Origin of the sequence: Lentzea albida (genome assembly GCF_900111005.1) — a bacterium.
Taxonomy (GTDB): Bacteria; Actinomycetota; Actinomycetes; order Mycobacteriales; family Pseudonocardiaceae; genus Lentzea; species Lentzea albida.
In genome coordinates this window covers 1-21,294 of sequence record NZ_FOFV01000035.1, presented here as the reverse complement: position 1 = coordinate 21,294, position 21,294 = coordinate 1, and the positions used below count along the sequence as shown (strand labels likewise).

Annotated in this window: 21 protein-coding genes, 1 rRNA gene and 1 riboswitch; of the genes, 16 read left to right on the top strand and 6 right to left on the bottom strand. The window is 69.4% G+C overall.

Annotated features, from left to right (window positions below; translation table 11 throughout):
- Positions 1 to 42: 42 nt before the first annotated feature.
- The 10 genes from BMY74_RS43420 to BMY74_RS43375 all read left to right on the top strand — a co-directional run bounded on the left by BMY74_RS43420 (position 43) and on the right by BMY74_RS43375 (position 10,777).
- Positions 43 to 1,341: a glutamate-5-semialdehyde dehydrogenase gene (locus tag BMY74_RS43420; RefSeq protein WP_218159965.1), complete on the top strand. Its 1,299-nt coding sequence runs from the start codon at positions 43 to 45 to the stop codon at positions 1,339 to 1,341.
- 17 nt (positions 1,342 to 1,358) lie between these two features.
- Positions 1,359 to 2,528 (top strand): cytochrome P450, encoded by a 1,170-nt coding sequence (locus BMY74_RS43415; protein ID WP_089928191.1) that lies wholly within the window; start codon positions 1,359 to 1,361, stop codon positions 2,526 to 2,528.
- A gap of 182 nt (positions 2,529 to 2,710) precedes the next feature.
- Positions 2,711 to 3,292, top strand: a complete 582-nt coding sequence (nadD, locus tag BMY74_RS43410) for a nicotinate-nucleotide adenylyltransferase (RefSeq protein WP_089928187.1) — start codon at positions 2,711 to 2,713, stop codon at positions 3,290 to 3,292.
- An 85-nt stretch (positions 3,293 to 3,377) separates the two neighbouring features.
- A complete protein-coding gene (gene cspE, locus BMY74_RS43405; protein ID WP_030468099.1) occupies positions 3,378 to 3,581 on the top strand; it encodes a transcription antiterminator/RNA stability regulator CspE in 204 nt (67 codons plus the stop codon).
- 141 nt (positions 3,582 to 3,722) lie between these two features.
- Entirely contained in the window at positions 3,723 to 4,106 is a 384-nt protein-coding gene (gene rsfS / locus BMY74_RS43400) for a ribosome silencing factor (protein ID WP_053735595.1), read from the top strand.
- A gap of 8 nt (positions 4,107 to 4,114) precedes the next feature.
- Positions 4,115 to 4,720: a histidine phosphatase family protein gene (locus BMY74_RS43395; protein ID WP_089928183.1), complete on the top strand. Its 606-nt coding sequence runs from the start codon at positions 4,115 to 4,117 to the stop codon at positions 4,718 to 4,720.
- Positions 4,717 to 5,430, top strand: coding sequence for a diglucosylglycerate octanoyltransferase (gene octT / locus BMY74_RS43390; protein WP_177230225.1), 714 nt, complete (start codon positions 4,717 to 4,719; stop codon positions 5,428 to 5,430). The genes BMY74_RS43395 and octT overlap by 4 nt, the downstream gene beginning before the upstream one ends.
- A 20-nt stretch (positions 5,431 to 5,450) precedes the next feature.
- Positions 5,451 to 6,344 (top strand): DegV family protein, encoded by an 894-nt coding sequence (locus tag BMY74_RS43385; RefSeq protein ID WP_089928266.1) that lies wholly within the window; start codon positions 5,451 to 5,453, stop codon positions 6,342 to 6,344.
- Positions 6,345 to 6,431: 87 nt separating this feature from the next.
- Entirely contained in the window at positions 6,432 to 7,139 is a 708-nt protein-coding gene (locus BMY74_RS43380; protein WP_089928176.1) for a ComEA family DNA-binding protein, read from the top strand.
- 833 nt (positions 7,140 to 7,972) lie between these two features.
- Positions 7,973 to 10,777, top strand: a complete 2,805-nt coding sequence (locus BMY74_RS43375; RefSeq protein WP_089928172.1) for a DNA internalization-related competence protein ComEC/Rec2 — start codon at positions 7,973 to 7,975, stop codon at positions 10,775 to 10,777.
- Positions 10,778 to 10,786: 9 nt separating this feature from the next.
- Here the strand turns inward: BMY74_RS43375 and thrC are convergent, their stop codons facing one another.
- Complete coding sequence (thrC, locus tag BMY74_RS43370; RefSeq protein ID WP_089928169.1) at positions 10,787 to 12,043, bottom strand: threonine synthase; 1,257 nt, start codon at positions 12,041 to 12,043, stop codon at positions 10,787 to 10,789.
- An 11-nt stretch (positions 12,044 to 12,054) separates the two neighbouring features.
- Positions 12,055 to 12,200, bottom strand: a riboswitch (SAM riboswitch).
- An 87-nt stretch (positions 12,201 to 12,287) separates the two neighbouring features.
- Between thrC and holA the strand changes: the two genes are divergently transcribed.
- Positions 12,288 to 13,256: a DNA polymerase III subunit delta gene (gene holA / locus BMY74_RS43365; protein ID WP_425434909.1), complete on the top strand. Its 969-nt coding sequence runs from the start codon at positions 12,288 to 12,290 to the stop codon at positions 13,254 to 13,256.
- 1 nt (position 13,257) lies between these two features.
- Here the strand turns inward: holA and BMY74_RS43360 are convergent, their stop codons facing one another.
- From BMY74_RS43360 to BMY74_RS43350, 3 genes are all read right to left on the bottom strand, one after another.
- Complete coding sequence (locus BMY74_RS43360; RefSeq protein ID WP_089928161.1) at positions 13,258 to 14,049, bottom strand: hypothetical protein; 792 nt, start codon at positions 14,047 to 14,049, stop codon at positions 13,258 to 13,260.
- Between the two features lie 93 nt (positions 14,050 to 14,142).
- Positions 14,143 to 14,409 (bottom strand): 30S ribosomal protein S20, encoded by a 267-nt coding sequence (gene rpsT / locus BMY74_RS43355; RefSeq protein WP_089928157.1) that lies wholly within the window; start codon positions 14,407 to 14,409, stop codon positions 14,143 to 14,145.
- Between the two features lie 125 nt (positions 14,410 to 14,534).
- Positions 14,535 to 16,799 carry a glycoside hydrolase family 3 N-terminal domain-containing protein gene (locus tag BMY74_RS43350; protein ID WP_177230224.1) on the bottom strand — a complete coding sequence of 755 codons (2,265 nt, stop codon included), beginning with the start codon at positions 16,797 to 16,799 and terminating at the stop codon, positions 14,535 to 14,537.
- Between the two features lie 144 nt (positions 16,800 to 16,943).
- Here BMY74_RS43350 and BMY74_RS46565 point away from each other — a divergent pair, with 144 nt between their 5' ends.
- Both BMY74_RS46565 and BMY74_RS46560 read left to right on the top strand, forming a co-directional pair.
- Complete coding sequence (locus tag BMY74_RS46565; protein ID WP_245786727.1) at positions 16,944 to 17,324, top strand: PIG-L deacetylase family protein; 381 nt, start codon at positions 16,944 to 16,946, stop codon at positions 17,322 to 17,324.
- 144 nt (positions 17,325 to 17,468) lie between these two features.
- Complete coding sequence (locus tag BMY74_RS46560; protein WP_245786726.1) at positions 17,469 to 17,690, top strand: hypothetical protein; 222 nt, start codon at positions 17,469 to 17,471, stop codon at positions 17,688 to 17,690.
- Here BMY74_RS46560 and BMY74_RS43340 read toward each other — a convergent pair.
- Entirely contained in the window at positions 17,687 to 17,899 is a 213-nt protein-coding gene (locus BMY74_RS43340; protein ID WP_089928153.1) for a type II toxin-antitoxin system antitoxin, read from the bottom strand. The two genes, BMY74_RS46560 and BMY74_RS43340, sit on opposite strands and share 4 nt — an antisense overlap.
- Positions 17,899 to 18,831, bottom strand: a complete 933-nt coding sequence (locus tag BMY74_RS43335; protein ID WP_089928150.1) for an SPFH domain-containing protein — start codon at positions 18,829 to 18,831, stop codon at positions 17,899 to 17,901. Before BMY74_RS43335 ends, BMY74_RS43340 begins: the two co-directional genes overlap by 1 nt.
- A gap of 74 nt (positions 18,832 to 18,905) precedes the next feature.
- Here BMY74_RS43335 and BMY74_RS43330 point away from each other — a divergent pair, with 74 nt between their 5' ends.
- The 3 genes from BMY74_RS43330 to BMY74_RS43320 form a co-directional block, all read left to right on the top strand.
- On the top strand, positions 18,906 to 19,340 hold the full coding sequence (locus tag BMY74_RS43330) for an NUDIX hydrolase (RefSeq protein ID WP_089928147.1): 435 nt from the start codon (positions 18,906 to 18,908) through the stop codon (positions 19,338 to 19,340).
- A gap of 43 nt (positions 19,341 to 19,383) precedes the next feature.
- Complete coding sequence (locus tag BMY74_RS43325; protein ID WP_089928144.1) at positions 19,384 to 20,730, top strand: polysaccharide lyase 6 family protein; 1,347 nt, start codon at positions 19,384 to 19,386, stop codon at positions 20,728 to 20,730.
- Between the two features lie 388 nt (positions 20,731 to 21,118).
- A 16S ribosomal RNA gene (locus tag BMY74_RS43320) occupies positions 21,119 to 21,294 on the top strand; the annotation flags it as partial.

Sequence of the window (21,294 nt, the reverse complement as noted above, 5' to 3'; positions counted from 1 at the left end):
CGGTCGTGGTCGTGGCAGCAAGCCTGCCAGGGAGGTCTGACAATTGTGATTGTCGCAGGTCGTAAGCTGTGTGGCGTGACTGATGACCTGCGCGACCAGGTACACGCAGCAGCTCGCCGCGCCCGCGTCGCCGCCGACGAACTCGTCCTCGCCACCCGCGAGCGCAAGGACACCGCGCTCCGCGAGATGGCCGCCGCCCTCCGCAAGCGCGCGCCAGAGATCATCGAGGCCAACCAGAAGGACCTCGACGCCGGCAGGGCAGCAGGTCTGCCGGACAACATCCTCGACCGCCTCAAGCTGAACGAGGACCGCGTCGAAGGCGTCGCCGTGGGCCTGGAAACCGTTGCGGGACTGGGCGACCCGGTGGGCCAGGTGATCACCGGCGGCATCCTGCCGAACGGGCTCGAGCTCAAGCAGGTCCGCGTCCCGATGGGCGTCGTCGGCATGGTCTACGAGGGCCGTCCGAACGTGACGGTCGACGCGGCCGGTCTCGCGCTGAAGTCCGGCAACGCCGCGCTGCTGCGGGGGTCCTCGACCGCCGAGAACTCCAACACCAAGCTGGTCGAGGTCCTGCGCGACGCACTCGAAAGCGTGAACCTGCCGGCCGACTGCGTGCAGCTCCTGCCGTGCCACGACCGTGCGTCCGTCACCCACCTCATCACCGCCCGCGGCCTCGTCGACCTGGTCATTCCGCGCGGCGGCTCCGGTCTCATCAACGCCGTCGTCGAGCAGGCCACCGTTCCCACGATCGAGACCGGCGTCGGCAACTGCCACGTCTACGTGGACGCGAACGCCGACCTCGACATGGCCGAGGCGATCGTCCTCAACGCCAAGACGCGCCGCACGAGCGTGTGCAACGCGGCGGAGTCCCTCCTGGTGCACAAGGACGTCGCGGACGAGTTCGTCCCGCGCATCACCAAGGCGTTGCAGCAGGAGAGCGTGACGATCCACGGCGACGAGCAGTTCGCGCAGCAGGCGGACGTCGTGCAGGCCAACGACGACGACTGGGGCACCGAGTACCTGAGCCTCGACATCGCGGCGAGGGTCGTCGACTCCCTCGACGACGCGGTGAAGCACATCGCGACGTACGGCTCCGGCCACAGCGAGGCCATCGTCACCAACGACGTGGCGGCGGCACGCAGGTTCACGGCCCGTGTGGACGCGGCGGCGGTGTTCGTCAACGCCTCCACGGCCTTCACGGACGGTGCGGAGTTCGGCATGGGCGCGGAGATCGGCATCTCCACGCAGAAGCTGCACGCCCGCGGTCCCATGGGCCTAACCGAGCTCACGTCCTCTAAATGGGTCGTGTGGGGCGAAGGGCACACACGACCGAAGGCGTAGCTCCTACGTTCGGAGACATGGCTCCCACCTATCCGTTCTCCGAAGCTGACGGCCTGACCCTCGATCCGACCTATGAACGTCTACGGCGCGATGAGCCCGTCTCGCGGGTGACGTACCCGTACGGCGGCGAGGGTTGGCTCGTCACGTCGTACGAAGAGACGAAGTTCGTCCTGGGCGACCCGAGGTTCAGCCGTGCGCTCACGGTCGGCCAGGACGTGCCGCGGATGCAGCCCCTCATCGCCCCGGGCGGGTCGATCCTCACGCACGACGGCGCCGACCACGCGCGCATGCGCCGGCTGGTGTCGAAGGCGTTCACGGTGCGCCGGATCGAGGAGCTGCGGCCACGCGCCCAGCAGATCACCGATGAACTCCTCGATCGCCTGGACAACCCCGGTGACCTGGTCGAGGGGTTCACCATGCCCTTCCCGATCACGATCATCTGCGAGCTGCTCGGCGTGCCCTTCGAGGACCGCGAGGAGTTCCGGGGGTGGTCGAACCAGGTGCTGGCCACGATCGGCGGGCACACGCCCGAAGAGGCCATGCACGGCATGATGAAGCTGCACGCCTACTTCGTCGAACTCGTCGCGAAGCGCCGTGCGCATCCCACGGACGACCTGATGGGCGCACTCGTCGCCGCACGGGACAACGACGACAGGCTGTCCGAGGACGAACTCGTCCGGTTCGGCATCACGCTCCTGGTTGCAGGCCACGAGACGACGGCGAACATGCTCGCGAACAGCGTCATCACGCTGTTCGAGCACCCGGACGCCATGAAGAGCCTCCAAGACGACCCCGAGAAGCTGCCGAACGCCATCGAGGAGCTGTTGCGGTACATCCCGCTGGGCAGCGGCGCCGGGTTCCCCCGCATCGCGACCGAGGACGTCCAGGTCGGCAACGCGCTGGTGAAGCGGGGTGACGCCCTGCTGGTGGTCGCGTCGTCGGCGAACCGTGACGAGACGATGTACGCCAACGGCGCCGAACTCGACCTGGAGCGCGAAGTCGGCCAGCACATGCAGTTCGGGCACGGCATCCACTTCTGCCTCGGCTCGCAGCTCGCCCGGATGGAACTGCAGGTCGCGCTGGGCACCCTGCTGCGCAGGATGCCCGGTCTGCGGCTCGCCGAACCCGTCGAGTTCCGCAAGGGTTCGCTGGTCAGAGGGCCTTTGAGGCTCGTCGTGGCCTGGTGAAGAAAAATCTTGGGCGAACCGCGTAATGGGGGAGCGGCCCGCGCGTTCCTCCAGTGCGCGCGGCTTTGCTTCGGGGTAAGCCGCGACCCGCACGGCCCGCCCTCCCCCTGGGCCGTTCGGTGTGATCAGCACGACCGGCGTCAGGTCTCGGGAGCGGCCCGGCGCCGGTCTACGCTGTTTTGATGCGCATCGGCGTCATGGGTGGCACGTTCGATCCCATCCACCACGGCCACCTCGTGGCCGCCAGCGAGGTGCAGGCCAGGTTCGACCTGGACCGCGTGATCTTCGTGCCGACGGGTCAGCCCTGGCAGAAGGCGTCGCGGGAGGTCTCCGCCGCCGAGGACCGCTACCTGATGACGGTCATCGCCACGGCCTCCAACCCCCGGTTCTCCGTCAGCAGGGTCGACATCGACCGCGACGGCCCCACGTACACGGTGGACACGCTCACGGACCTCAAGAAGCAGTACCCCGACGCTGACCTGTTCTTCATCACCGGCGCCGACGCGCTGGAGCAGATCCTGTCGTGGAAGCGCGCCGCGGACGCGTTCGAGCTGGCCCACTTCATCGGCGTCACCCGTCCGGGCTACACGCTGAACGACCGGCACCTGCCGCCGGGGTCCGTCTCGTTGGTCGAGGTCCCGGCCATGGCCATTTCGTCGACCGGCTGTCGTGCGCGCACCGCCTCGGGTCAGCCGGTCTGGTACCTCGTGCCCGACGGAGTCGTCCAATACATCGCGAAGACAGGCCTGTACTCCGAGTCGTAACCACGTTCGAGTGGATTTTGCGTGCATTCGAGCGCGCGGGGAGCAACAATCAGCGGGTTGTTGCTGGTTCGTGGAAGGCAAGACTTTGGCTACAGGCACCGTGAAGTGGTTCAACGCCGAAAAGGGCTTCGGGTTCATCGCGCCCGACGACGGCTCGGCAGACGTCTTCGTGCACTACTCGGAGATCCAGTCCAAGGGTTTCCGTTCGCTCGAGGAGAACCAGAAGGTCGAGTTCGAGGTCGGCCAGGGCCAGAAGGGGCCGCAGGCCCAGCAGGTCCGCCCGCTCTAAGCTTCGGCACCGGCGAAGGCCACCTCAGGGCGCTGAGGTGGCCTTCGTCATGCGTGGGCGCGAAGTACCCGTTGGCGCTCGCCGGTACCCTCAGTAACTCGTGTGGGCGTATCGACGCCCGCCGGAAGTCAGAGGAGTGACGTGGCAGCCACCGACGAGGCACGACGGCTGGCGCTGGTCGCGGCGAACGCAGCGGCCGACAAGAAGGCGCACGACGTGACGGTGCTCGACGTCTCCGACCAGCTCGTGATCACGGACGTGTTCGTGATCGCGTCCGCTCCCAACGAGCGGCAGGTCGGCGCGATCGTCGACAACATCGAGGAGAAGCTGCGGGAGGCCGGCACGAAGCCGGTGCGCCGCGAAGGGGCCCGCGAGGGCCGGTGGGTGCTGCTGGACTTCGTCGACGTCGTGGTGCACGTGCAGCACGTCGAGGAGCGCAGCTTCTACGGCCTGGAGCGGCTGTGGAAGGACTGCCCGCGCATCGAGTTCGAAGCGGACGTCCCCGCCGAATCCACGGCTGAATGAGGTAGCTGATGGCCCTGAGCCGGCTCGTGCTGTGGCGGCACGGTGAGACCGACTACAACGCGACAGGTCGTCTGCAGGGTCATCTGGACTCGGCGCTCACCGAGACCGGCTTGAACCAGGCCAGGTTCGCCGTGCCGGTGCTCGCCGGGTTCGAACCGGAGATCGTCGTGGCCTCCGACCTGCAACGCGCGCGCAACACCGCCGGCGTGTTCACGTCGTCCGCGGACGTTCCGCTGCGGATCGACGAGCGGCTGCGCGAGACCCATCTGGGCAAGTGGCAGGGCCTGACCGTCGCCGAGGTGGAGCAGGAGTGGCCGGGTGCCGTCGCCGTCTGGCGCACCGACCCGACCTACACACCGCCCGACGGCGAGTCGCGCGTCGAGGTGGCCGAGCGGGCCATCCAGGTCGTGAACGAGGTCGACGCGGAGTTCTCCGAGACCGTCCTGCTGTGCGCGCACGGTGGCCTGATCAGCGCCCTGACCGGCCGGTTGCTCGACCTGCCGGTGGAGAACTGGTCGCAGCTCGGGGGCATCTCGAACTGCCACTGGACGGTGTTCACCCGCCGCAACGACCGGTGGCGGCTGTCGTCGTACAACGCGGGCACCACGCGTTGAGACTGCTCGTCCTCGGGGACTCGCTGTCGTTCTTCGGGCCTTCCGGGCCGCTTCCCGCTGATCATCCGCAGCTGTGGCACAACATCTGCGCCTCCGCTCTGGGGGGTTCGGCGGAGCTGGCGGCCGGGTTCGGGTGGACGGCGCGGGACGCCTGGTGGGCGTTGACCGGGGATCCGCGGATCTGGTCGTTGCTGCCCCGCACGGACGTGCTGGTGTTCGCGGTGGGCAGCATGGACACGCTGCCCTCGCCGTTGCCCACGTACCTGCGTGAGGGGCTGCGGTATGTGCGTCCGGACTGGCTGCGGCGTTGGGTGCGTGCGCGCTATCAGTCCGTGCAGCCTCGGTTGGCGCCTTACACGCGGGCGTCGCTGCCTCCCGCGCTGACGGCTCGGTACCTGCGGGACATGCTGCAGTCCGTTCGCAACCTCCAGTACACGATGCCGGCGGTCGGGATCGTGCCGTCGGTGCACCGCGCGGCTACGTACGCGTACGCGCATCAGGGGCACGCGGCTGCGGTCGCGGCCGTGCGCGGGTGGGCCTCAGGTGCGGGAGTGCCGTTGCTCGACCTGCCCGCGGTGATCGGGGAACACGTGCGGTCCGGTGCCGGGAACCCGGACGGGATGCACTGGGGCTGGGAGGGGCACGAACTCGTGGGCAAGGCGATGGCCGAACTCATCTCCTCCGTGGCGCTGAGTCCCTCGGAGGAGTGAGCCACGTAGGCTCGTCGCTCGTGCGCATCTCCATCGTCACCGACTCCACGGCATACCTGCCCGAGGGGTTCGCGAAGCGCCATGCGATCACCGTGGTGCCGTTGCACGTGGCGGTGGACGGTGCCGGACGTCTCGACGGCGTCGACTTCGGCCCCTCCGAGCTGGCCGCCGCCCTCGCCGAGCACCGCAGGGTGACCACGTCCCGTCCCACGCCCGGCGAGATGGCCGACGTGTACCGCGAGGCGTTGTCGACGTCGGACGAGGTCGTGTCCGTGCACCTCTCCCGCGAGCTGTCCGGCACGTGGGAGGCCGCGCGGCTGGCGGCCGAGGAGGTCGATCCGTCCCGGATCCGCGTCGTCGACTCGCGCTCGACGGGGATGGGCCTCGGCTTCTCGGTGCTGCGCGCGTGCGCGGCCGTGACCGCCGGCCATTCGTCCGCCGAGGTGGAGGAGGCTGCCGCGGCGGCCGCCTCCGAGACGCGGATGTTCTTCTGCCTCGAGACGCTCGAACACCTGCGCCGGGGCGGCCGGATCGGCACGGCGGCGGCGCTGGTCGGGACCGCGCTGGCCGTGAAACCGTTGCTGCACATGGACGAAGGCCGGATCGTGCCGCTGGAGAAGGTGCGCACGATGAGCCGCGCGGTGGGCCGCCTGGTCGACCTGGCGGCGGCCGCGGCGGGCGACGGTCCCGTCGGACTGGCCGTGCACCACCTGGCCGCTCCCGAACGCGCCGCGGAACTGGCGACCCGCCTCGACGAACGCCTGCCCGGCTCGACGGGATGCGTGATCTCGGAGGTCGGCGCGGTGATCGGCGCGCACACGGGCCCAGGCGTGCTGGGCGTCGTGGTGCTGCCGGGAGGACCCGACAGCATCCCACACACCCCCGACAATTCCCCGTCCCAGAGCGACGAGTGATCGCGACCTGTCCACAACCCGCGAGTAATCCACAGACCCGGAGCTGACCCGGCCTCCCCACCCACCCCGCTCCGTAACGTCGCTCGCATGTTCCCCCGCTCCCACCCGGACCCCCTCCCGACCGAACGCCTGGCCGCCCTGGCCGACAAGGTGAGAGCCGACCCGACCCTGGTCTACGCCCGATCAGAGGACTCGGACGAACACGGCCCGCCACTCCGCCGCCGCTTCCGCCTGCCGAACCTCCCCCGCCGGGGCCTGCTGGCCCTGGGCGTGGCCGTCGCGTGCGCGGTCATAGGCCTGGGCAGCTGGTGGCAGAGCCCCGCCGCCGGACCGGCCCCGGACCTGGCGCTGGTCAGCACCTCGGCCCCGGCACCCGACCTGGTGGTGAACGTGATCGGTGAGGTGGCCACACCCGGCCTCGTCACCACGACGTCCGGCGCCAGGGTGGCCGACGCCATCCACCTCGCGGGCGGCATGAAGCCGGGCACCGACCTCCACAACCTCAACCTGGCCCGCAAACTCACCGACGGCGAACAGATAGCCGTGGGCATCCCACCCCCACCCCCAGGCCAGCCAGGTGCACCCCAGGCAGCCGCGCCCCAGCAGAAGCTGAACCTGAACTCCGCCACCCCGGCCGAACTCGACGCCCTCCCCGGCGTAGGCCCGGTGACGGCCCAGCGAATAGTCGACCACCGCACCCGCAAGGGCCCGTTCGCCTCGGTGGACCAACTCCGCGACGTAGAAGGCATCGGCGACTCGAAGCTGGCCAAGCTGGCCGACCTGGTCCACACATGACCACCACCGGCACCGCCAGAACCACCGCCGGCAAGGCCGCCGCGGCCGTGGCCCTCTACCACCGCACCAGGGCCCAGTACCTGCACCTGACCCGCCAGACCCTGATCCCAGCCGACCACAACAACCTCCCCCGCCCCCTGACCCTCGCCTTCCCGCTGCACCGCTCCGAACCCCGACCCGCCAAACCCCGCCGCCGCCCCCTGACCAGGGCACTGCACCACCTCCTGGCCGCAGCCTTCCCGCCACTGCCAGCCCCGGCCCCGTCCGCCCCAGCCCCACCACCGACGCACCTCACACCGCGCCCCTGCCGCTTCTGCGAGGCAACGAACCCAAGCGACGCCCCCGGCCACCGCCGCTAGCGCCACCGAACCCACGACCCACCTCACCCGGACCCACCCGGCCAGCCCCAACCCAACCGGCCCCAACCCGCCCCCAGCACGCCCACCCTCACCCGGACCGACCTGGCCAGCCCCACCAACCACCCCCACCTGAAGCGCCTGCCGTTCCACCTCACCCGGCCGACTTCACCCAGCCAACCCACCCTCAGCCCAACAGCCCAGGACCTCCGCTCATCCCAAGCCCCGGCTTCCCTCATCGATCCGATCGGAGCCAGCCATGCCATCCGTCCGCATCACCACCACACCCCGCCACCCCCGCAGCGACACCGCCCGCCACCACCTGTCGGCCGCCAGTCCTAAGTCCCGCAGCCCGCACGTCCTGCAGAACCCGCCACCCCGCCGCGCCCACCACCCCGCCCACCCGAACCGGCCCCAACCCCGCCAAGGCAGCCCCACCCGTGACCCAAGACCTCCCACCGCCACAGGGAGCCCCCAATGCCCCGCAAGCACCCGATAGCCCACGACTACCGCCTGGTCCCGGCAGCCGCCGCAGTCTGGGCCACAGCCGTGGCAGGCCTCTTCCTCAGCTGGCAGGCAGCAGCGATCACCGGTCTGGCAGCAGGAGCGATCGGTCTGGCGGCGTGGCGCAGGGCCTGGTGGAACAGGACCTGTGCGATCGCCCTCCTGGTCTCCGGCCCGCTCGCAGCGGCCTGGGTGGGCGGCCACGTGCTCAAAGCCGACACCCATCCGCTCCGCCTCGCGGCGAACGAAGGCCGCGGCACCACCCTCACCGTCGAGCTCACCACCAGACCGAAGGGAATCCGGGCCGCGGGCTTCGGCGGGACGCAGGCCGGCGTGGAGAACGTCGTGATCCGGGCGACGGCGAACGGTGCCCAGTTGGTGCTACTGGCGCCAGCGGACGGGTGGCGGGATCTGTTGCCAGGTCAGGAGGTGACGGTCAAAGGCTCGCTCGCCCCACCCAGGGGAGGAGACCTGGCGTCGGCGTTGCTCCGAGTGCGCGGGCCGCCGCAGGACGTGCGACCGCCGCCGTTCTGGCAGACCTGGGCCGACGAGCACCGTGACGGCCTGAGGCAGGCCAGTGCGGTCCTGGACGACGAAGAAGCTGGACTGCTGCCCGCACTGGTGGTGGGCGACACCGAGCGGATGGTGCCTCGCATCGTCGAGGAGTTCCGCACAGCGGGTCTCGCTCACCTGCTCGCGGTGAGCGGCGCGAACTTGGCGATCATCTGCGGTGCTGTCTACCTCCTGACGAGGCGGCTCGGGCCGCGTCCGGCGGCTGCTGCGGCGTTCGTCGCGCTGGTCGGGTTCGTCGTCCTGGCCGGGCCCGAGCCGAGTGTGCTCAGGGCGGCGGTCATGGGAGCCGTCGCGTTGCTGGCTTTGGTGATGGGGCGGCAGCGGTCCGCGGTGCCGAGTCTGGCGACGGCGGTGCTCGTGCTGGTGTTGCACGATCCGGCGCTGGGTGGTGAGCCGGGGTTCGCGTTGTCCGTGGTGGCGACGGCTGCGTTGGTGCTCGTCGCGCCGAAGTGGGCGCGGGCGCTGAAGAAACGCGGTGTGCCGAACGGGGTGGCCGAGGCGATCGTCGTGCCGATGGCCGCGAGCCTCGCCACGGCTCCGGTGGTGGCCGGGTTGTCCGGGCAGGTGAGCCTCGTGTCGGTGGTGGCCAACCTGGTCGCCGGACCGGTGGTGGCGCCGGCGACGGTGCTGGGTGTGGTGGCGGCGGCCGTTGCGCCGCTCTCGCCTCACGTCGCTGAGGTCGTCACCCACGTGGCCGGGCCGGCGGTGAGTTGGCTGGTTCTGGTCGGGCGGCAGGCGTCGGCCGTGCCCGGTGCGGCGGTCGGCTGGCCGGACGGCTGGAGCGGGGCCATCGCGCTCACGGCGGTCACCGTGGCGGTCGTGTTGTTGTTGCGGTTCAAGAAGACGCGGACGTTGGTCGTCGCTGTGCTCGTCGGCGGGTTCGTGGTGCTGGTGCCGCTACGGGTGGTGGCGCCGGTCTGGCCGCCCGACGGGTGGAAGGTCGTCAGTTGTGACGTGGGCCAGGGTGACGCGCTGGTGCTCGCCACGGACGACCGGGAGACGGCGGTGCTGGTCGACACCGGGCCGGACCCCGGCGCGGTCGACCGGTGCCTGAAGACGTTGGGAATCAACAAGATTCCGCTGGTGGTGCTGACACATCTGCACGCGGACCACGTCGGCGGCCTTGACGCCGTGCTCACCGGGCGTGCGGTGGGGGCGGTCGCGGTCGGGCCGCTCAAGGAGCCCGCGTGGGCGTGGCGGGAGGTCGGCAGACGAACGCGCGCCCACAACGTGCGGGTCGTCGAACCGAGGGCAGGCGAGCGGTTCGCCTTGCCAGGACTGGAGTTGGAGGTGATGGGACCCAGGCGGCCGCCGGTCGCCGAGGACGAGAACACGACGGTGAACGACTACTCGCTCGTGCTCAAGGCATACACGAGGGCGGGCCGGGTGCTGCTCACCGGCGATGTCGAACTGGCAGGCCAGGCGGCGTTGCTGGGGGAGCGGGACCTGAACGCCGAGGTGCTCAAAGTGCCGCATCACGGCAGCAGGTACTCGCTGCCCGCGTTCCTCGAGGCCGTGCGGCCGCGGGTGGCGCTGGTCAGCGTCGGCACGGGCAACAGGTACGGGCACCCGAGCGCACACGTCATCGACGTGCTGCGGGCGGCAGGCGCGTTGGTGTTGCGCACGGACAAGGACGGAGACCTGGCGGTCCTGCCGGGAAACCGCATCGTACGAAGGAGAAGAGATGGTCTGGGTCAGGTTGTTCAACGCGCGCTACCCGATCGCCGGCGGCACGCCGGGCCTCGCATGGGCGCTGTGGCAGACCAACTACACGGCGACGCCGTGGCCGCACGACGAACTCAAGCCCGATTTCGGTTACTACATCTGCGAAACACTCGAAGACGGCACCCGCGCCGTCACGTACCGGGCGACGACCACGCACGTGCTGCCACCGACGAAGGCCGAGTCGCCGGAAGAGGCGTACGACCTCGTCGCGGAGCACGTGTTCGACGACGGACTGCGAATCGCGCCGGACGTCTGGCACGACTACCACTACAACGCGCTGAAGGCGGAAGCCCCGTGGCCGCAACGGATCGTGGCGTGGCGCGCGACCGTGGAGCAGGTCGGGCCGCACGTGGTCGACGGCCTGCTGCGCTTTCCTCGCACGGGCTGGCTCGAGACGGACGCGATCGCGCTGTGAGGCATCCCGCGCGGTCACAAAGCGGCTCGGGGACGCGTGTGCGTCCCCGAGCCGGAAGGAGGTGATCCGGGTGATTAACCCAGTGCCTTGATGACGGCCTCGGCCGACGGCGGGACCGTCGCGCGCGGGCCGACCGTGTCGCCCAGCGCGTCGAGGGTCTTGAGCCCGTCGCCGGTGATCAGCAGCACGGTCTCGGCGTCGGGGTCGAGCTGGCCCGTCTCGATGAGCTTCTTCGCCGTCGCGACGGTCACGCCGCCGGCGGTCTCGGCGAAGATGCCCTCGGTGCGGGCGAGGAGCTTGATGCCCTCGACGACCTCTTCGTCGGTGACGTCCTCGATGGCGCCGTTGGTGCGGCGGACCGCGTCGAGCACGTACGGGCCGTCGGCCGGGGCGCCGATCGCCAGCGAGCGGGCGATCGTGTCCGGGCGGACCGGGCGGATGACGTCGTGGCCCGCCTTGAACGCGGCGGAGATCGGGGAGCAGCCGGTGGCCTGCGCGCCGAACACCTTGTACGGGGAGGCTTCCACGAGGTCGAGCTGGCCGAGTTCGCGGAACGCCTTGTCGACCTTGGTGAGCTGCGAGCCGGAGGCGATCGGCACGACGATCTGGTCGGGCAGGCGCCAGCCGAGCTGTTCGGCGACCTCGTAGCCGAGGGTCTTGGAGCCTTCCGCGTAGTACGGGCGGACGTTGACGTTCACGAACGCCCAGTCCTCGTTCTCCGCGGCGAGCTCCTGGGCGAGGCGGTTGACGTCGTCGTAGTTGCCGTCGACGGCGATCAGCGAGCCGTCGTAGACGGCGCTCATCAGGATCTTGGCGCGCTCGAGGTTGGAGGGCACGAGGACGACGGACTTCCAGCCGGCGCGGGCCGCGGCCGCGGCGACGGCGTTCGCCAGGTTGCCGGTGGACGGGCAGGCCAGCACCTTGAAGCCGAGTTCGCGGGCGGCGGCGAGGGCGACGCCGACCACCCGGTCCTTGAACGAGTGGGTGGGGTTGCCGGTGTCGTCCTTCACCCAGATCTTGCGGACGCCGAGAGCCTTGGCGAGGTTGTGGGCCTCGACCAGGCGGGTGCCGCCGGGGTCGGTGTTCGGGTGCTGTTCCACAGTGGACGGAACGGGGAGGAGGCCGCGGTAGCGCCAGATGGACCTGGGGCCGGCCTCGATGTCCTCGCGCCGGATCTTCCCGAAGTCGTAGGCCACTTCCAGCGGCCCGAAACACTCGAGACAGGCGTATTCAGGAGCGAGAGGGGTTTCGTTGCCGCACTCCCGGCACAGCAGCGCGCGGGCGGGGCCGAGGTCGAACTTGGTGCTCGTGGGCACACTGACAGCAGTCATCGCGAGGTATCTCCTCATCTGTCCCGCGAAATCGAACGGGTCGGAATTGGCACCGTGATCGTCTGCACTCAGATGCGCGCACGGGTGTGTGCACACAGCGCTGACGCCGGTTGCCGGGGCTTCTTCGGGCCGGTCCCTCTGCCCCTCTGGATGAGCGGTGTTCAGTTGTGGCCACCAACCTACGGCATGTGTCGGTTGCCGATCCACAATCGCCCACGATCCGGGACGTGGGAGGATGCCGGTCGTGAGCGCACCGGAGTCACTGCACCTCGTCGTCGGCGAAGAGGAGCTGCTGGTCGAACGGGCTGTTCGCGCGGCTCTCGAGGCCGCGCGGAAGGTCGATCCGAGCGCCGACCTGACCCGCGTCCAGGTGACTGATCTCACCCCTCCCGAGCTCGCCGAACTGGTGAGTCCGTCGCTGTTCGCGGAGGGGCGTGTGATCGTCCTGCAGAACGGTCAGGACATCAGCAAGGAGGTCGCCGACACGGTGCTCTCCTACGTCAAGGCGCCCGCGGACGGGGTCACGCTCGTCGTCGTGCACACGGGCGGTGGCCGCAGCAAGGCGGCCAAGGACCTGCCGGGGCAGCTGAAGAAGGCCGGTGCCGCGGTCACCGAGTGCGGCAAGGTCACCAAGCCCGCGGAACGCGAGGCGTTCGTGCGCAACGAGGTGCGGCAGGCGGGCGGCAAGATCGATCCGGAGGCCGTCGCCACGCTCATCGACGCCGTCGGCACGAACCTGCGCGAGCTCGCGGCGGCCGCCTCTCAGCTCGTGTCCGACACCGACGGCAAGGTGACGGTCGAGGAGATCCGCCGCTACCACCAGGGCAAGGCCGAGGTGACGGGGTTCGCCGTCGCGGAGAAGGCCGTCGTGGGGGACAGGGCGGGCGCCATGGAGGCGTTGCGCTGGGCCATGCAGCTCGGTGTGCCGCACGTGCTGGTCGCGGACGCGCTGGCGGACGCGGTGCGCACGGTCGCGCGGGTGTCCGCCGTGGGGCGCGCCGACCCGTTCAGCCTGGCCGGGCCGCTCGGCATGCCGCCGTGGAAGATCAAGAAGGCGCAGGCCCAGGCCCGCGGCTGGGACCAGACGGGGCTCGCCGACGCGATGCAGGTGGTCGCGGGGCTCAACGCCGACGTGAAGGGTGTGGCGGCCGACGCCGACTACGCGCTGGAGCGCGCGGTGCTCCGGATCGTGGCGGCGCACAGCCGCCGCTAGGTCACGGCCGAGGGATCCCGATCAGGTACTGGGCGCCGGTGAAGCCGCGTTGGACGCCGATCGTCCACGTGAACGTCGAGGTGTCGCGCAGGGCGTCGACCATCCGCCGCAGCTCCGCGCGTCCGTACATGCGCAGGAACGACACCACGCTGTCGAAGAACATCATGAACGGCAGCACCGGCACGACGTACGTCAGCGCCAGCCGCAGCAGGTAGCGGGGCAGGGGATTGCGCTGGAACGGCGCCGCCAGCAGCACGGCGAGCATCAGGAAGAACGGGAACACCAGCACGTAGAGCCACGACCGTTTGGTGTCCACCACGACGATGGGCTGCCGGGTGTCGACGGCGTTCTGCAGGATGCGCGTGGCCAGTGGGGGCGCAAAGTGGTGGAAGGCGCCGTAGATCGTCCGCGTGCCCTCCAGCCGGCAGTCGGTGGCGTCGACGGGCGACGGCACGTGGTCCACCGGGCAACAGGGCGGGCGGTTTCGAGCGACACGTTCGAAGGCGTGGACGTTCGGCACCAGGTCCGTCAGCGTGACCTGCGTGTGGACTCCGGCGGAGTGCAGACGGCGCTGGATCAACGGCACAGGCCCGCCCGAACCGGAGCAGAGGTCGACGATCCGGTGGTCCGCGCCCGACCGCAGGGCCAGCTCCAACGGACGTGAGTACTCGCGCGCGGCGTCCGTGAGCCGGTAGATGGTCAGGATCGACTCCGTGTGCAACGTCCGCAGCACGCGCGGGGTGCCGTCGAGGTCGTGCAGTTCGAAGAAGTCGAGGCGCGGCAGCGATTCCATGGGCTCTACGCCTACACCAGAGATGCGAAAGGGCTCCACCTCCCGGAGGAGGTGGAGCCCTTTCAGCAGAAGCTCGAAGCTCCGCGTGCGAGATCAGCCCTCGAGGGAGTTCGCGCGCAGCGCCATCGCCGACTTCTTGTTGGCGGCCTGGTTGGCGTGGATGACGCCCTTGCTGGCGGCCTTGTCGAGCTTGCGGGACGCGTCCTGCAGCAGCTCCAGGGCCTTCGCCTTGTCACCGGCCTCGGCAGCCTCGCGGAACTTGCGGATGGCCGTCTTCAGGGACGACTTGACCGACTTGTTGCGAAGGCGGGCCTTCTCGTTGGTCTTGATCCGCTTGAGCTGGGACTTGATGTTCGCCATGCGACATCACCCTTCTTGTCGAAACCGGGGTTCGTGACGCGCTTGGTCGGCACCGGCCACGAGGGCCGGGTCTCCTCCACGGCGGAGAGCCGCGCGTTCACGACGACGAAGGATATCAGGCCAGCTCAGCGCACCGTGAAGGTGGCCTTGTCGGCACCCACCACGGCCTCGTAGCCGCCGCGGGCGACCTCACGCCGTCCGCCGCCGTCCACGTCGCCGACGGTCAGGGCCAGCTGCGAGAGCGCGAACGGCACCTCGACCTGCTTCGACTGCCCCGCGGCGAGTTCCACGCGGGTGAAGCCCACCAGACGGGCGTCCGGGGTCAGCACCGGGGAGGCCGGCTGACGGACGTAGACCGGCACCACGGCCGTGCCCGCACGCGCGCCGGTGTTCGCCACGGTGAACTTCACCACGCCGTTCGAACGGTCCACCGACACCGACGGCCCCGAGGTCGTGAACGACGTGTACGACAGCCCGTGCCCGAACGCGTAGAGCGGGTCGTACTTCGCGCCGGCCGAGGTGTTCGCGCCCGGCAGCTGGTCGTAGGTGAGCGTCGGGTCGCCCAAGGTCCGGGGCCACGAGATCGGCAGCCTGCCGCTCGGGTTGACCGCGCCGAACAGCACGTCGGCGATCGCCCGTCCGCCCTCGCTGCCCGGCAACCAGCCCGCGACCAGCGCGTTCGCGTCGGCAGCGGCCCCCAGCACCTGCGGCCGCGCGGTCAGCAGCACCACGACCACCGGCTTGCCGGTCGCCTGCACCGCGTCCACCCACGCCTGCTGCTCCGGCGTCAGCACCGGGTTCTCCGTGTCGGCGGGCCCCTCCGCGCCGGGCTTCTCACCCAGCACCACGACCACCGCGTCCGCGCCCGCCGCCTCGGACACCGCCGCGGCCTGGGTCGGGGCGTGCACCACGGACGCACCGGGAACGGCCTCGCGCACACCCGTCAGCACGGTCGCGGTGGGCGGCAACGGCGAGTCGTCCGGCACGCCCTGCCAGTCGACGGTCCACCCACCGAGCTGGCGGCGCACGTCGTCGGCGGTCTCCCCGGTCACGACGATCTTCTTGGCGCCGACCGACAACGGCAGCACGCCGTCGTTCTTCAGCAGCACGGTGCCCTCGGCGGCGGCCTTGCGCGCGAGGTCCCGGTCCACGCCCACCACGTTGCCGTCGGCCTTCGCCGGGTCCACGTACGGCTTCTCGAACAGCCCGAGGTCGAACTTGAGCGTCAGCACCCGCCGCACGGCCTGGTCGATCCGCCCGCGCGACACCGAGCCGTCCCGCACGTTCGCCAGCAGCAGCGAGGTGAACTCGGCCGCGTTCGACGGTTCCATCGCCATGTCCACCCCGGCGTTGACGCTCATCGCGATCGCCGTCTTGTAGTCGGGCGCGACCTTGTGCCGGTCGACCAGGTACCGCATGTCCTGCCAGTCCGAGACCGCGACGCCCTTGAACCCCATGCGGTCTCGCAACTGCGTCTGCAGCATGTACTTCGACGCGTGCACGGGCACGCCGTTCACGGAACCGGAGTTGATCATCACCGTGCGCACGCCCGCGTCGAACTGCGCCTGGAACGACGGCAGCACCAGGTCCTGCAACTGCCGGATCGGGATCTGCGCCGCCGCCCGGTCGTGCCCGTTCGCGGGCGCCGAGTACCCGGCGAAGTGCTTCGCGGTGGCGGTCAGCTGCGCGGTGTCGTCCACCTTGGACTGCTGCCCGCGCACGTTCGCCGCCGCCAGCTGCCCCGCCAGGAACGGGTCCTCGCTGTAGGTCTCGTAGTACCGGCCCCACCGCGTGTCCCGCGCGATGTCGGAAACAGGCGCGAAGTTCCAGAAGACACCGGTGGCGCGCAACGCCTTCGACGCCGACACACCGATCTTCTCCTGCAACGCGGGATCCCACGTCGCGCCGAGTCCGATCTGGTGCGGGAACATCGTCGCCGAGATGACGTTGTTGTGCCCGTGCACGCCGTCCGACCCGTAGATGATCGGGATCTTCAACCGGTTCTTCTCCAGCGCGTGGCGCTGGATGGCGTTGTTCATCTCGGCCCACGCCCTGGGCGTGTTCTCGACCGGTGAGTCACCGCCGCCGGACAGGATCGAGCCCACGTGCGCGTCCGAGAGAACGGCCTTCAAGCAAGACTCCACCAACGGCCCGTTGACGTTGTTGCAGTCACCGCGCAGCTTTCCGACGCGGATCTGGGCCATCTGCCCGACCTTCTCCTCGAGCGTCATCCGTCGCAGCAGGTCCTCGACCCGCCGTTCCGTCGACGCCCGGCTGTCGAGGTACAGCTCCTTGCCGGCCGCCAGACCACCGGCCGGTGTCATCGACGCGATCACCACAGCGACGCCCAGCACGCCGAGACCGGCGCGTTTGCGGGAGAACAAAGACAAGACTCCTCCACGTTCCCGGTGCGCCCGCCGCACACGATCGCGCGGGGGAGCACGACCGGCACACCTCCGAACGGAGGAACTCGTTGCAAGCGTTTTCATGCTGGTGAAACGCCTGATCAGCCACCTGCGCCGAAAGGAGGAAAAATGGCCGCCATGACAGTGCCCGCGCTACCCGAGGAGTCGTTCAGACGGGTGCTCTGCGTCGTCGCGCACCCCGACGACATGGAGTACGGCACGTCCGCGGCGGTCGCCCGCTGGACCGCCAAAGGCATCGAGGTCGGCTACCTCCTGCTGACCCGGGGTGAGGCAGGAATGCCGAACCCGCCGGAGGAGACCGCACGGCTGCGGGTCGCCGAGCAACGGGCCGCGTGCGACGTCGTCGGCGTCGAGCACCTGACCGTTCTCGAACACCCGGACGGCGTTCTCGTCCACGGCCTCGACCTGCGCCGCGACATCTGCCGCGAGATCCGCCGGTTCAAGCCCGACGTCGTGTTCGGCAGCGGGTACGAGATCGAGACGCCGTGAGGCTTCGACCAGGCCGACCACCGCGCGGCAGGCCTCGCCACCCTCGACGCGCTCCGCGACGCCGGCAACCGCTGGATCTTCCCCGAGCAGGTCGACGAGGAGGGCCTCGAACCGCACTCGCCGCGCTGGTACCTGCAGGTCGCGATGGGCGACGACGCCACGCACGGGGTCGACGTCACGGGGGAGCCGTTGCGCCGGGGCGTGGCCTCGCTCGAAGCGCACGCCGCCTACCTCGCCGCGCTGCCGGACCACCCGGCCCCCGCGGACCTCATCCCGATGTTCGCCGCGATGGGCGGCAAGGCCATGGGCGTCGAGCACGCCGTGCTCTTCCGCGCCCACGACCTCCAGGCACCGCCCGAGTTCTAGGCCTCGTCGCCGTCGGGCTTCTTCGGCGGCCTGCCGCGGCGAGGCATCTTCTTCGCCTCGCCCGGCAGCCGGCCCGCGTCCGCCAGCGCACGCCGCAGCAGGAACTCGATCTGCGCGTTGGTGCTGCGCAGCTCGTCGTTCGCCCACCTGCTCAACGCGTCGTGCACGGCCGGATCGAGCCTGAGCAGAACGCTTTTGCGATCCGCCATCAGGTGTACAGCGACCCGGTGTTCACCACGGGCTGAGTGGAACGGTCACCGCACAGGACCACGAGCAGGTTCGACACCATCGCGGCCTTGCGCTCCTCGTCGAGCTCGACGACCTCGTGGTCGGCGAGCCGCTCCAGCGCGAGCTCGACCATGCCGACGGCGCCTTCGACGATCCGCGTCCGCGCCGCCACGACCGCGCCCGCCTGCTGCCGCTGCAACATGGCGTGGGCGATCTCGGGCGCGTACGCGAGGTGCGTGAGCCGCGACTCGATCACCCTCACGCCGGCGGACTGCACGCGCGCCGCGATCTCGATCGCCAGCGTCTCGGTGATCTCGTCCGCGTTCTCCCGCAACGACAGACCCGTCTCGGCGTGGTTGTCGTACGGGTAGCTGTTCGCGATGTGCCGCACGGCGGTCTCGGTCTGGATGCCGACGAACCGCACGAAGTCGTCGACCTCGAACCGTGCGCGCGCAGTGTCCTCGACCTGCCACACGACCACCGCGGCGATCTCGATCGGGTTGCCGTCGGCGTCGTTGACCTTCAGCGTCGCGGTCTCGTGGTTGCGGATGCGGACCGAGATCTTCTCCCGCGTGGTGAGCGGGTTCGCCCACCGCAGACCGTCCGTGCGCACCGTGCCCACGTAACGGCCGAGGAACTGCAGCACGCGCACCTCGCCGGGCGCGACCGTGAAGAGCCCCTTCCAGATCACAGCGGCAGCCAGGAACAACAGCACCCCGGTGAGCAGCAGCCCGACCGCCGGGTCGCCGTCGGCGGCGTCGGTCGTCTTGATCCCCTCGATGAACGTCCACACGCTCACAGCCAGCACCGCCAACCCAGCGAAGAACAAGAGGAGACCGGGCAGTTCCCGCGCTCGCTTCTCGCGGACGACAGGCGCCGGCATCTGAACCGTCGTTTCGATGGATGCACTCATCCAGGACCCCCTAGCGAAGTAGTAGCTAAGTGATATCACTTTTTTCGCGGTGATCGCAAGTTACGCTGCGTCGCATGAGGGCGAAGAAGCAGCGCGTGGCCGCGTACGGGGTGTGCATCAACGAGAACGACGAGATCCTGCTCGCGCGCTGGCTTGGCCCTAAGGGCAAACGTTGGATCCTCCCCGGAGGGGGCATCGACCACGGCGAGCACCCGTACGACGGGGTCGTCCGGGAGGTCGAGGAGGAGACCGGCTACGTCGCCGAGGTGGTCCGCCTGCTCGGCATCGACTCCGAGTTCCGCGAGGAGCCCGACCGCGACTACCACGCACTTCGGATCATGTACGAGGTGCGGATCGTGGGCGGCGAGCTGCGCAACGAGGTGGGCGGCTCGACCGACCTCGCCCAGTGGTTCCCTCTGGCAGACATCGGACAGCTGGAGCGCGTGCCGTCACTGGACACGGCTCTCGGCCTGTACCGGACCTCGCCACCAGCCGGGATTTTGCGGTAGCTTCCCCGTACCGCCGCCGACGACCCAACACCGGAGTTGGCGAATGATCCGATCACTGGCCGCAGTCGGCGCGGCCGCCCTGCTGTCGTCCTTCGTTCACGTGCCTGCTTTCGCTGCTGTCGTCGGCGTCTCCAGCGTGTCCTCCCTGCAGGCCGCACTCGACACCGCACGACCTGGTCAGCGCATCGTCCTGGCGGACGGTGTGCACGCCACCAACCAGCCCGTCAAGATCACGAAGTCCGGCATCACCGTCGCCGCCGCGCACGCCGGCCGCACGGTCTTCACGCGAGGCGGCCTCGAACTCGGGGCCGTCCGCGACGTGACGATCGAGGGGTTCGTGTTCGACGGCACGAGCTCGATGTCCGTCCCGCCCGAGGCGCAGGCCACGCGCATCACCCGCAACACCTACAGCGGGAACAAGGACGGCGCCTCGCTCTCCGTCAGCGCGGACGACGTCCAGGTCGACCACAACACGTTCCAGAACCGGAACAACGAGGGCGTCTACCTGCAGATCACCGGTCCGGGCAGCGAGATCGCCAAGCGGACGTGGATCCACCACAACTACTTCTACAACCACCAGTTCACCGGCGCGAACGGCGGCGAGTCGATCCGGCTCGGCTACAGCCACAAGCAGTCGAAGTCGGCGAACGCGATCGTCGAGCACAACCTGTTCGAGAAGGCGGACGGCGACGCCGAGGCCATCTCCGTCAAGTCCTCGGACAACATCGTCCGCTTCAACACCATCCGCGACAGCAAGGGCTACATCGTCCTGCGGCACGGCAACCGCACCACGGTCGAGGGCAACCTGCTCTTCAACAGCGGCATCCGGTTCCACGGGAACGACCACAAGATCTTCAACAACCTTGTGCAGAACTCCGGGGACCGGGCGATCGTGTTCGGTTCGGGCAAGGAGGCCGACAGCGGCCCGGACTCGAAGCTGCACGACCGGCCGGACCGCGTGACCGTCGCCTTCAACACGCTGATCGGCACCGGCGCGGTGGTGGAGAGCGACGGCGGTGACTTCAAGCCGAAGGACTGCGTGTTCGCGAACAACGTCGTCCGCGGCTCGTCGGGCGGTGTCCTCTCCATGCACGCCGGCTCGACCGTGAAGTACGAGGGCAACGTGATCTGGGGAGGGACCGGCGGCAGCATGCCGTCGTCCGGCTACCGGTCCGTGGACCCGAAGCTCGTGAAGGACGCCAACGGACTGTCGCGGCTGTCTTCCACGAGCCCGGCCATCAACGCGTCGGTGGGCACCTACTCCTATGTGACGCGCGACTTCGACCTGCAGGCGCGCTCCGGCAAGCCCGATGTCGGAGCGGATGAGTACAACTCGGCGGCCGTGCGGAAGCCGCTGACGAAGGCCGATGTCGGGGTCTCCGCACCCTGACGAACGTGTTTGTCCTGGTAGCCGCCCCTGTGGCGGCTACCGGGACCCCCCGATTTGGAGATCGAAACAGGCCCGTGTAATGTTCTCCATGTCAGAGCGAAGCGGGCCGGAAATACAGACCGGAACGGGCCTGGCCAAAAAACCGGAAGACAAAGAGCCTCCGAGAGGCCGATTTGACACCGGGAAGCAACACCAAATAAGCTTCAAACACAGCCCCGAGAGAAAGCCTCCGGAAACGGAGACTGGAACCGGTGAGCGCGTGTTCTTTGAGAACTCAACAGCGTGCCGAAACACAGCCAGTAATATGAATACCCCTCGTCGGGGTATTCCTTTGAGATGCAAGACCAGATTGCCAGACATATTCCGTCTGGAGCGATCACAACGATCCTTATTGGAGAGTTTGATCCTGGCTCAGGACGAACGCTGGCGGCGTGCTTAACACATGCAAGTCGAGCGGTAAGGCCCTTCGGGGTACACGAGCGGCGAACGGGTGAGTAACACGTGGGTAACCTGCCCTGTACTCTGGGATAAGCCTTGGAAACGAGGTCTAATACCGGATACGAC